Raw genomic sequence first — 12,305 nt, 5'->3', positions numbered from 1 at the left:
TTTACCGAAAAATTAGAGTATACGTCAGCAATCGTGGAAATATACAGCTAATTTTTCATGAATCCTCAGAGGTATTTAACGAAAAAGCTTCATTGTAAAGGCTTTCGTATTGTTTGAGACTCTCGCCCGTTTTTATAACACAACTTTTGGAAAATATTGTAATAATTACAATATTTTCCACACATATTATGAAACTTATCCACTACCCAACCGCTTGCTCAAACATGATTTCTAACAATAGGATGTCATCCTATTGTGGGGTGGGCATCTCACCCGCCCATAGACAAAGGCGGACAAGATGTCCACCCCACAAGATTGAATAATTTATCTGTTGGAAATCCCTAAGTTTTCGTTACCACGCAAACTTGCGTTGTTCATATATAGCAATCCTATATGACAATAGGTAATATCATGTCCGGCTGATTAGTTATTATTCCTGCATCTGTGCAAAAACCTGAAAACTCTTTCTCCCCCTGCCCCCTTGCGGTCTTAATGATAAGTCTTTAACCGGATACGATATAAGCTATCTATGGGAACCCCCAGAATCTCCTATTGTTGTAAAACTGAAACCGTCCAAAGCCAAGAAACTGACCATGAGATTTCTCACCCACAGGAAATGCTGTCACACCCAATAAATAGACACCAGAAAAGCTCGGATTCTTCACAGGGCGGAGGGCGATTATAACTGTCTGTCCCGGAGTCACAGGCGGGTCAAAGTTCACAGTAACGGTGCGTGTCTCACGTTCGTTTGTTACAGGGCCTAGTTTCAGTTGCGTTTCTTTGCGTAGGCGTAGCCCGCCGCAGGCATCGCGTGTTCCGACAAATGCACGGGTATCATTAAGGTCATAGCGGATGTTTTCTGCTCCCTCTTTCTGAGTAATCGTTACCCTCTGAAGAGATTCTCCGGCGTTCTCCGGCACATTAATGGTGAAATAATAAGTTGCGCCCCAAGCATTCGCATCTTTGTAAGTAGTTGTCGCGTCAACAAGTTTTGGTGGTTGGACAAAATAGACTGTGCCATCTCTAAGCTGCACAGCTTGAGTCACCGGAACCGCAACTACTCCAATGCCTATTGCTAGCGAGAGTGTTATCCTCAACAAAGTTGCAACGCGCATGATTCAGATATAAAAAACGCACTCATTTCAATTCTAGTTCTTTAGGAATGAATGACTTGGGAATGATAGAAGCTTGTTTTTCCCCAACCGAAGATTTCGTGTACCACCAAGCCCAAGCAATTAAAACAGCTTGAAAGGGAAGTCTAACTACGTGTACCCAAGGTGAGTTTGGTATATGTTCTAGCTGAATATGATTAACCGCCATGTTGATATTGGCTGGGAAAACCGCAATAAAAAGAGCAATAAGTCCCCAAGCAGCAGCTTGACTTACAGGCGGGACTAATAACCCAATACCACCCAAAATTTCATAAAAGCCACTGAGATAAACTAATCCTAAAGGATAAGGAAGTTGCGGTGGCATAATTTTGACATAGGGTGTTGGAATAACAAAATGTGTCACTCCAACCACAATGATGGATATGGCAAGGATGACACGTAAGATTTCCTTATACTTCTTCATAGTTTTTGACTCATTATATACTTGCCCCTATTACTTTAGTTTGACTGATGGATATTAATCTGCCTTGAGCCAATAGGAGTAAAAATCGACGAAATTTTCCAAAATACAGCTTATAACAAGTCTGGATAATTAAAACGCCATCAACTCTCCAGCACTCGCTGTAATTTCGCCAAGCTTCCACGCAAAAGTATTGCGCTTCCTTTTAACTCGTAAATCAAGTTTTGAACTTCTAAATCGAGTTTTGAACTTCTAAATTAGCTTCAAAACTCATAAATGAGATTTTCAAGTCAAAAATCGTCTTAAATCTCATAAAACTCTTAATTGCAAGAAACTTAAGCCAATATCACTGCATTTCTCTTGTTCACTAATCCCAATACTGCTCGGTTAAAGGGAAAAGGAGTGGAAGGCTCGATATATTATAAAGTTTTTTCCCCTTTAACCTTTTCCCTTTCCCCCTTGACTGTTACAGTAACTAAACCCACCTCAGACATTTCACAGGTTTTAACTCAATACAGTTCAGATAAGCCCAAAACCCTGATGTAGAGACGCGATGAATCGCGTCTTCAAAGACCAATTATCTACACCAATTATCTTAACCCAAGCGTATTGGGTTTTAACTGACGCTAGGACAAGACTTAAACCTAGACGAGTTTCAAATTTACCAGATGCTAGCGATGGCTGCGCCAACCAAGGCGAACGCGCTATCTTGAAAAATGAACTTTCAAGTATGCGAAACTGATGAAAGGCAAGCAAGTTTTACTCACAGGTGGTACTGGTGGACTAGGTTTAGGTGTGACACCAATGATTCTCGCCCAAGGTGCAGAGGTGACAATTCCTTATCGGAATATCAAAGATGTTGAACGCCTCAAGAGCATTCTTTCACCCACTGATTTTGCCAGACTTTCTTTTGTCCCCTCTAATCTGGAGGAGGAAGCTTCGGTAGAAAATCTCATCAACCGCATAGGACGGGTGGATGTGTTAATTCATTTAGTGGGTGGCTTTTCGATGGGGAAAACCCACGAATATAGTTTTTCCAATTGGAAACACGAATTAGATATTAACTTGAATACTACTTTCTTGACTTGCAAGTATAGCCTGAAAAAAATGTTGGAACATGGCTATGGACGTATTGTGACAGTAGGCTCTAAAGCCGCTGTAAAACCTGCTGGACAATTTGCTGCATATTCCGCTGCTAAAGCTGGTGTGGTAGCTTTGACACAAGCGATCGCTGATGAAACTAAAGGTACTAATATCACCGCTAATGTCGTCCTTCCCAGCGTCATTGATACTCCCAACAACCGTCAAGCAATGGGTGCAGAAAATGCTGACAAGTGGGTTAAACCTGAATCTTTGGCGCAAATAATCTGCTTTTTAGCTTCAGAAGCTGCTAAAGATATCCGAGGTGCAGCAATTCCTGTCTACGGCAATATTTAGTTGGGATACTAAAAACCTGCATTATTGGTGAATTTAGATTCAGTAATCCTAATTTAATTCGCCATTTTGTAGAATACCACATAGGATTAAAGTTAAATATGAAGACAACTATTGAGTATAAACTACTCCAAAAGCAATTTTATATTAATTTGTCAATCCTCCAAAAGAAATATATTAAAAATATTAAGCAAGCTTATTTATCCCCACTTACTTAAGTCTGAGCGAGCAACTCCAAAGATTGCTTCTATTACAGCACGGTGTAAATCCACCTACCATCTCAATTAACCAGACAAGTTGCTCTGAGCAACTGGTTAAAGGTAGGCAAACTTCTGCTACAGCGTACTAGTCGTTTTCACCCAACCATACTAGGTTGATGTTAAAAAATAGTATACTTAATCAATTAATATCAATTTCAGTAAAAAAACTGAGTAATACTAACTTCTACAAATTTTTTCAAAATAGGCTTGTATATTGATCAAATTTTTGAAAAAATAGCTAAAAGAATCATCAGTGGTGCTGAATTGTTAATTGTTACTTCTGATGACTAAGTTATTATTTTTGAGTGTGTTGGTAGCGTCATCTAATAAAAATTAGAGTTTTTCTCTTCCTATCTCTTAAAATCTCCTCTTTCCTCGGAATCTTCCTTTTCAAGATAAGTCTAAAGCCTATTCTCATACCACAATGAAAGACCAAGTACTAGATCGGATTTTTAACAAACCTTCTTTTCCCCTGAAATTTGAACGCTTGGAACTGGATGATAATTTCCGCATCATAGATACATCAGAGCAAGTGCAACAGTTTGCAGAACGTCCTGAGGAGGCAATACCGGGAAAAGATGTCCGATTAAGTTTTCCTGAGTTGATAGGACTTGAAGATATCTTGAAAGCTGTCCTGCAAGGAGAGCAAGAACTGTTTGAATTACAAGCAATTAAACGATGTCCAGAGCAGAAATTCCATGTATACATAGATATATATATTATTAGAGAACAGCAGGAAAATAAATTTGACAATAAATTAATAGTCCTGATTGAAGATGTTACCGACAGGTTTGTTTTAAAGCAAAATTTAGCACAGCAAGCTAATAAAACAAATCTGCTATCGAGTGCTTTAATATCATGCGAAAATTACATGGAACAAGTAATTACTTCAATGGCAGATGCTTTGTTAGTAACCAGTAATTCCGGAAAAATAAAAAAAGTTAATCGTGCTGCTCAACAATTATTTGGTTTTCGGGAAGAAGAATTAATTAATCAACCTATATCATTAATTATTGATAACGATCAAGTATTAATAGAAGCTATTTATCAGCATTCTTATTTAAAGCGAAATCCCCAGAATTTAGAGGTAGTTTGCCGAACAAAAACTAGAGAAAAGCTGTTGATTGCTTTTTCTTGTTCAGTGATTGCCAAAAAAACAGAAGGACTAGAAGATATTGTCTACATTGGTCGGGATATTACTGCTTGGCAACGCCGGGAACAGCGTACAAGTGCCCAGTATGCTATCACTCGCATATTATCAGAATCACAGAGCGTAAAGCAGGTAATTCCACAAATTTTGCAGTCAATTTGTCAAAACTTGGGATGGGATTTAGGCGAACTTTGGACACCAAGTCAATATATTGGCACTTCGGTACAAGGAGATAGTCTCAATGCAGTACTAAGGTGTGTAGAAATTTGGTCAAGTCGAGTAATTTCGGCGCGAGAGTTTAAAGCAATCACCTGGCAAGCTACCTATACACCTGGTATTGGCTTACCTGGTCGAATTTGGATCAGACGTTTGCCCTTGTGGCTTAAAGATATCACAGAAGATGGAGACACTCGGCGATCGCAACCTGCTGCTGAGGCTGGATTGCACGCAGCTTTTGGCTTTCCCATCTTAGACGATAGTGAAATCTTAGGGGTGATGGTTTTCTTTAGCCGGGACGTACAAGCAAAAGATAAAGACCTATTGCAAATGATGGGTTCTATTGGTAGCCAAATCGCCCAGTTTATCAAACGCAAACAAGCAGAAGATGCTCTTGTAGAAAGTGAAGAACGATATCGAGATTTATTTGAAAATGCTAATGACCTGATTCAATCCGTCGATCCATCTGGTCGTTTTTTGTATGTCAATCGTGCATGGCGAGAAACTTTGGGATATAGCGAAGCTGAAATTGCAAATATGAATGTTTTCGATATTATACATCCAGAGTTTAAGCAGCACTGTTTGCAAAGGTTTTATCGTGTGTTATTAGGAGAAAATCTTGGGCAAGTAAAAGCGGCGTTCGTTACTAAAGACGGTAAAACAATTTTTCTAGAAGGTAACATTAACTGTAAATTTGTCGAAGGTCATCCAGTTGCGACTCGCGGCATTTTTCGCAATGTCACTCAGCGACTAGCAGCAGAAGAAGCGCTGCGCCATCAGCAGGAAGAAACCGAACGTTTATTGCTGAATATTTTGCCAGCAGCAACAATCTCCAAGGAACTGAAAGAACAACCAGCTAGCATTGCAGAAGACTTTGCTGATATCACAGTTTTATTTGCAGATATCGTTGGCTTGACCGAAATTGCTGCTTCTATGAGTGCAATTCAACTGGTAAACTTACTCAACCCAATTTTCTCCGCTTTCGATCGCCTCACTGAAAAACATCGTTTAGAGAAAATCAAGTCTATTAGTGATGCTTATATGGTAGTTGGCGGCTTACCCACACGCCGCCCAGATCACGTTCAAGCGATCGCTTTTATGGCACTGGAGATGCAAACTGCGATCGCTCTATTTAATACTGAGAATAACCAAAACTTCAGCATCCGTATCGGCATCCATAGCGGTTCCGTAGTCGCGGGAATAATTGATCTGAACAAGTTTACTTATGATCTCTGGGGAGACACGGTAAACATCGCTAGCTGCATGGAATCTCAAGGGATTGCGGGTAAAATCCAGGTTACAGAAGATATTTATAAGTGCTTGTGTGATGAATTTTTATTTGAAAAGCGCGGCGAAATCGAAGTTAAAGGCAAAGGGAAAATGACAACTTATTTGTTGATTGGACAGAAGGGATGAGGGGCAATGGGAAGAGGACAAGGAGAATCGGGGACAAGGAGAGAAGTCACCAGCGCCGGATAGAGGCGATCATAACTTCGGAGGAAAGACTTATTGCAAGTTTTCACCTCTTGTCACCTTGTCCCCTTGTCCCCTTGTCCCCCTGCCCCCTGCCTCCTGCCTCTTCCCTAGTGAGAATTCGGAATCAACCGCCCACAGGGATAAGTCGCTGTTGGCTGTGAAGCACTTTCAGCCACTGCTGCTGGAACCTGATCTGATGGTTGGGTTTTGGCTGCTAAATAGTCTTTTTGCAGTTTATCCAAAATGGCTTCTCGCCTGTCATACAGACGCTTTAGGGGACGAGGTTGGCATTTGTTAAGAACATACGCTGTCACCAGTGGTAAAGCGATCGTGCTATCGGTATAACAAACAATTGTGTTAGGTAACTCTTCCGGGTCAATCTTACCCCAACTGACAGCTTCCGATGGGGTTGCTCCAGACAAACCGCCTGTATCTGGACGCGCATCGGTAAACTGCACAAAGTAATCGTGTCCTCGTTCTTCTAATCCCAAGACTTCGTGGAGTTGCGGTTGAGTTTGTAGCAAAAAGTTCTTAGGACTACCACCACCGAGAATTACAGCCGCACTTTTACCTCCTGATTCACGGGCATTATATGCGATCGCTGCTGTCTCATTCACGTCAATTGATGGATCTATCACCAACTGCGAACCTTCTAATGCTAAAGCTGCCACGTTCATTCCAATTGAGCTATCTCCTGGAGAAGACGTATAAATCGGTACGCCATATTCATAAGCTGTAGCTAGCAAGCAGGAATGCTGCACACCCAATTGCTTTTCTACTTCCCGGACATATTTACCTAGTAAATGGTGAAACTCAGCCGTTCCCATCCGCTTTTGAAACGCTTCTCCTTGGAGAATCTTGCGGATGAATGCATCAGTTTCTAGCAGCACATCGTAACCAAAGATAATGTCATAAATGCGGATAGTGCCTTCTTGGCGTAGTTTCACATCATCCAAAAATGGATTACCAGCAAAGAGTTCAAAACCTAATCCGTAGTGCATATCGTGGTAAAGATTTGCACCAGTGCTAATCATCCAGTCAATAAAGCCGTTGCGAATTAAGGGTGCAAGCGCTGAAACCCCAAATCCGGCTGGCGTCATTGCACCGGAAAGGCTAACTCCCACCGTGACACCTTCCGTTAGCACATCGCGACTCAGTAGTTGGCAGATTTCCCGCAACCGCGCTGAGTTGTAAGCGGTGAAGTATTGATCAATCAAATCCACCACATTGATATCATTCGATATAGGTGTAGGTGCAATTTTTTGACCCAGCTGTTTAGACATTTTGGCACTCCCGAACAGTAAACACGCCGAATCTAATGTTAACTATCTTTCAGCAAATTCTCTCGTCATCTTTAATAGGACTTACGTACAATAGATTTCCCAACTCTCTTAAGAAGCTGGCTTTTAGGGTTTCCATTTTTTTACAGCTATTTTTACGCAGTAGGGGCACAGCAATGTTCATGTGTCTCCCTTTCTCCCAAAGAAAGAAGACTGCACTGGCTTGGCTACACAGGCAAAGTCCGTAAGGAAAAATTAAGGGTTTGAAACCCACGGAGGTGGGTTTTGCTTGTGTAGATGTGGTTTATAACCGCCGATTTAATGTTAAGTTGACAGCAATAAGCAATACTGTACCCCTACGACAGATGTGGTTCAAATAAATGAAAACTTCTGTAACTACTTCCTCCCTTTGACAGAAGCTAGGCGATCGCAGACTTTTCAAGAATTGAGTATCAGCACTAATGTCAATACTCATAAAAGTAATATCGACATAGTTGGGCTGAACAGTTCCAGCTAGAAAAACCAAATTCTGCCCTAGTTCCCAAAAATTTGGAGAAATCACCATGACTCAAAGTGTATTTGAATTACCCGGGCCAGAAGGAAATTCTATTGTGGGTAGTCTGCTTGATTTTGGTCGCGATCCTTTGGCGTTTTTAACTAAATGTGCCCGTGAATATGGTGATATTGTGCCTATGCGTTTGGGGTTGACTCCAACTTGCTTGTTGAACAATCCTCAGTATATTGAGCAAGTACTTAAAGACAGAAATTTATTCGTCAAAAGTCGGGGATTACGCTCCCTCAAAAGCCTATTGGGTGAGGGACTGCTATCTAGCGAAGGAGATTCCTGGTTTCACCAGCGCCGCTTGATCCAACCTATATTCCACCAGAAGCGCATTGCCACATATAGCGATATCATGGTTGCCTACACTGAACGAATGCTGGATTCTTGGCAAGACGGCGAAACTCGTGATGTTCACGAAGACATGATGCGCCTCACCTTGAATATTGTAATGAAAACAATATTTAACCGCGACCTCAACGCGGGAGAGGCACAAGATGTGGCTCATGCAATGGATGTGACAATGGATTGGTTTGAAAGTAAGCGCCAACAAAATTTTATCTTTTTAGAATGGTTTCCTATACCGGAGAATATTCGCTACAAAAATGCTATCAAGCAAATGGATAAAACTATTTACCAGATGATCGATCAACGGCGTGCTAGTGGTGAAAATCCGGGCGATCTACTTTCAATGTTAATGGCGGCTAAGGATGAAGAAGATGGTAGCCAAATGAGCGATCGCCAATTGCGCGACGAAATCGCAACATTAATGTTAGCAGGGCATGAAACTACATCCAATACTTTGACGGCGGCATGGGTGCTTTTATCTCAATATCCTGAAGTACGTACTAAATTATTAGCAGAGTTACAAGCTGTCTTGGGCGAGCGCTCCCCAACGATTGCAGATATACCCAACTTGCGATACACCGATATGGTTATCAAGGAGGCGATGCGAGTAACTCCTCCTGTGTACAGCATGGCGCGTAAAGCTACTAAAGACTGTGAAATTGGTGGTTATGAACTGCCAGAAGGTTGCATAATCCTGATGAGTCAGTGGGTAATGCACCGCAATCCTCGCTACTTTGAAGATCCAGAGGTATTTAGACCAGAACGTTGGGCTAATGATTTAGAGAAAAATCTGCCTAGAGGAGTATACTTTCCCTTTGGCGATGGGCCTCGTGTCTGTATTGGTAAGAGTTTTGCAGTCATGGAGGCAGTTTTGTTGCTAGCAACTATTGCCCAAAAGTTTGAATTAACTCTTGTGCCAGATCACCCAATTGTTCCCCAAGCTTCAATTACGTTACGCCCACTATATGGGGTTAAAGTAACCCTAAAGCAAAATTTAGCGCCAGAGGGGGTTCTCATGTCTGGTTGAAGACATATCATTAAAACTGACGCGGGGACATAAAGGAGGCAGGGGAAGCAGGGGAGGAATTTTGGAAGTTGTTAAATCATCCCACTTTCTCTGCAACGCGGTTTTTTTTGATAAGCAATTAGACGGACATGATATTAGTTATGCAGTTACGCTTTGTCTCCCCTAAGAGCTTGCCTATGGTGTTACACAAATATCTTGTATCTTGCCTGCAATGTTAATGCATCGACCTGCAATGTTAATGCATCGACCTGCAATGTTAATGCGACGGCCGCCTTATTAATGTATCGACCTGTACTGTTAATGCATCGACCTGCAATGTTAATGCATCGACCTGCATTGTTAATGCGACGGCCGCCTTGTTAATGCATAACAACTTAGTGTCAGTAAATATTGACAATTGTCGAGGTAAAATTCTCGCTTTTGAAGGGGTATTTTTCAAGTTAACCAAAAACCACGCTATTTACATCGGATTTGGATGCAAAAGGCACATCAATTTTAAATAAATAGTTCCAAAGCCTTGTAGAGTCTAGATTTTACTTTGTGTAATCTGATGATCCCCACTCTCTCGATTCAGGGAATTAGACACTCAAATGCAATTCCCACTTATTCATGTGCCTATGTGGTTTTTTGGAGCAATTCATGCAACTCACAGCTTCAAACATGCGTAAATTTTAGTTTGTCGGGCGTAAGTTAGTGAGTATAAAGCAGCAAGCGCAACTCACACGTCTTATGAACAAGATTCTTAACCTAACCGTCTCTCCAGTTGCGATCGCGATCGTTGGTGGTGGCTTTAGCGGTTCTCTGGTTGCAGCGAATCTTTTACGCAACGCAACCATGCCCCTGTCGATCAAGTTGATTGAACGCAATTTTGAAATAGGTAGAGGAGTTGCTTATGGGACACCAGTGGACTGTCACTTGCTGAATGTGCCGGCGGGTAAGATGAGCGCTTATGGCGATGAACCAAATCACTTTCTCAACTGGCTGCACAGCAACGGACATGAACAGGTAACTGCATCTAGTTTTGTTCCGCGTCGGGTTTATGGGGACTATGTGCAGGCGACTTTAAAAGCAGCACAGGTAAATGCAGCAGTTAATGTGCAGCTAGAGCGAATTGTGGATGAAGCGATCGCGATCGAAACAAAACCCCACAATACAATAGTGTACCTGAGCAGTGGTCAGTGTTTGCATGTGCAAAAGGCGGTGTTAGCATTAGGCAATTTCCCGGCAATTCTGCCTGCACCTCTCGCCGTTTTAGACAACCGCTATGTTAAAGATGCTTGGTCTGCGGATGCAATTACCAACCTAAATCCAAAGGATGCCATTCTACTGGTGGGTACTGGGTTAACAATGGCAGATGCGGTTGTTGCCTTGCACCAACAAGGGTTTCAGGGACAAATTCATACCGTCTCGCGGCACGGATTAATGCCCTGTAGCCACAAATCAACGAACCCTTATCCAGCTTTTATAGATGTAGAAACTGCACCAAAAACGGCGCGAGGACTGCTGCATGTAGTACGTCAAGAACTGCGCGACGCCTTTACTCAAGGACATGATTGGCGAGCGGTAATCGATGCCATCCGTCCAATTATTCCCCAACTTTGGCAAGCAATGCCATTGCCGGAACAGAAGCGATTTCTGCGCCATGTCAAAGCTTACTGGGAAGTTCACCGTCATCGGATTGCTGAAGGAATTGCCGAAATACTGGATGCTGCAATGGAATCTGGTCAACTGATCCATTACGCAGGTCGGATTCAAAGCTGTCAGGAGTTAGAAAATGGGGTGAATGTGAGGATTTGCGAACGGGGGACGCACAAGGATATCGTTTTGCAAGTCAAGCGAATTGTAAATTGCACTGGTGCAAATTGTGATTACCGCAGATTGCAGCACCCATTAGTCGCTAGCTTACAAGAACAACGGTTGATCCGTCCCAACACATTGTCAATGGGAATCGATACAGCCCCAAACGGTGCGCTGATCGATGCAGATGGAAAGACATCTCAAATGCTGTATACCTTGGGGACACCGCGCAAAGGCAATCTTTGGGAAACCACTGCTGTTCCTGAAATTCGGGTTCAGGCAGCAAATTTGGCGCAAGAGTTACTGCAATCTCTCAATCCCAAACCTGATGTCACTACTTTCGTGTTGAGGAAACCTGCGATGTTATTTCGTCAACTATTCGATAAAGAATCCAGCACTTATACTTATTTAATTGCTGACCCAGAAAGTAAAATAGCTATCCTAGTCGATCCTGTATTGGAGCAAGTCGAACGCGATCTTCAGATATTGCGACAATTAGGGCTGACCCTGCGCTACTGTCTGGAAACTCACATCCATGCTGACCACATCACTGGCACAGACAGACTGAGGTCACTAACGGGTTGTTTGGGGATTGTGCCTGAGAATGCAGGGACTACTTATGCAGACCGCCATATTGGCGATGGAAATATCTTGGAATTGGGGAACGTGCAGATTCGGGCGATCGCTACCCCTGGTCACACTGACAGCCACATGGCATACTTAGTCAACGACACTCACCTATTAACTGGAGATGCCCTATTCATCCGGGGTTGCGGTCGTACCGACTTCCAAAACGGTGACGCTGGATCGCTGTATGATGCCGTCACTCAGAAGCTATTTACATTACCTGATGACACCTTGGTATATCCTGGTCACGACTACCAAGGACAGACAGTATCTACCATTGGCGAAGAAAAGCACTGGAATCCCCGGTTTGCTGGACGTAGCCGCAATCAGTTCATCGAACTAATGAAGAACCTCAACTTACCCCAACCAAAAAAGATGCTGGAAGCTTTACCGGCAAATCACCATTGTGGCAGAGTTTTAGTTGCATGGGACTATCAAATTTGAACTTTATTGAGCTATGGAAAGGGTCAGGCGACGCCTACGACGGACTACGCCTTGACACCTTTTCCATTGAAATTGTATGGCAATGTCTAACGACAAGCTGTTGCAAGTCTACGCT

The 12,305-nt window shown here is 42.5% G+C and carries 9 protein-coding genes; 5 read left to right on the top strand and 4 right to left on the bottom strand.

Annotated elements, in window-relative coordinates; all coding sequences use genetic code 11:
- Positions 1 to 527: 527 nt before the first annotated feature.
- Complete coding sequence (locus RM347_RS15600) at positions 528 to 1,115, bottom strand: DUF2808 domain-containing protein (protein WP_322719434.1); 588 nt, start codon at positions 1,113 to 1,115, stop codon at positions 528 to 530.
- A gap of 22 nt (positions 1,116 to 1,137) precedes the next feature.
- Positions 1,138 to 1,575, bottom strand: coding sequence for a DoxX family protein (locus RM347_RS15595; protein ID WP_322719435.1), 438 nt, complete (start codon positions 1,573 to 1,575; stop codon positions 1,138 to 1,140).
- Between the two features lie 550 nt (positions 1,576 to 2,125).
- On the opposite strand from RM347_RS15595, the gene RM347_RS15590 reads away from it, so the two are divergent.
- The 3 genes from RM347_RS15590 (at position 2,126) to RM347_RS15580 (ending at position 6,048) form a co-directional block, all read left to right on the top strand.
- On the top strand, positions 2,126 to 2,314 hold the full coding sequence (locus RM347_RS15590; RefSeq protein WP_322719436.1) for a hypothetical protein: 189 nt from the start codon (positions 2,126 to 2,128) through the stop codon (positions 2,312 to 2,314).
- Positions 2,314 to 3,009 carry a 3-oxoacyl-ACP reductase FabG gene (gene fabG, locus RM347_RS15585; RefSeq protein WP_322719437.1) on the top strand — a complete coding sequence of 232 codons (696 nt, stop codon included), beginning with the start codon at positions 2,314 to 2,316 and terminating at the stop codon, positions 3,007 to 3,009. Before RM347_RS15590 ends, fabG begins: the two co-directional genes overlap by 1 nt.
- 681 nt (positions 3,010 to 3,690) lie before the next feature.
- Entirely contained in the window at positions 3,691 to 6,048 is a 2,358-nt protein-coding gene (locus RM347_RS15580) for an adenylate/guanylate cyclase domain-containing protein (RefSeq protein WP_322719438.1), read from the top strand.
- Between the two features lie 167 nt (positions 6,049 to 6,215).
- Here the strand turns inward: RM347_RS15580 and RM347_RS15575 are convergent, their stop codons facing one another.
- Both RM347_RS15575 and RM347_RS15570 read right to left on the bottom strand, forming a co-directional pair.
- The gene (locus RM347_RS15575; protein WP_322719439.1) at positions 6,216 to 7,391 is read right to left on the bottom strand and encodes a homospermidine biosynthesis protein; all 1,176 of its coding nucleotides are present in this window, start codon (positions 7,389 to 7,391) and stop codon (positions 6,216 to 6,218) included.
- Between the two features lie 301 nt (positions 7,392 to 7,692).
- Complete coding sequence (locus RM347_RS15570) at positions 7,693 to 7,953, bottom strand: hypothetical protein (protein WP_322719440.1); 261 nt, start codon at positions 7,951 to 7,953, stop codon at positions 7,693 to 7,695.
- Here RM347_RS15570 and RM347_RS15565 point away from each other — a divergent pair.
- Together RM347_RS15565 and RM347_RS15560 are read left to right on the top strand one after the other, a co-directional pair.
- On the top strand, positions 7,952 to 9,322 hold the full coding sequence (locus RM347_RS15565; protein WP_322719441.1) for a cytochrome P450: 1,371 nt from the start codon (positions 7,952 to 7,954) through the stop codon (positions 9,320 to 9,322). The genes RM347_RS15570 and RM347_RS15565 overlap by 2 nt on opposite strands.
- Before the next feature lie 729 nt (positions 9,323 to 10,051).
- Positions 10,052 to 12,190 carry an FAD/NAD(P)-binding protein gene (locus RM347_RS15560; RefSeq protein WP_322719442.1) on the top strand — a complete coding sequence of 713 codons (2,139 nt, stop codon included), beginning with the start codon at positions 10,052 to 10,054 and terminating at the stop codon, positions 12,188 to 12,190.
- The last annotated feature ends 115 nt before the right edge of the window (positions 12,191 to 12,305 follow it).

Source organism: Nostoc sp. ChiQUE02 (assembly GCF_034531305.2).
GTDB lineage: Bacteria > Cyanobacteriota > Cyanobacteriia > Cyanobacteriales > Nostocaceae > Nostoc.
Note: the sequence above shows the minus strand (reverse complement) of the source record. Positions and strands in the feature narration are given on the sequence as shown.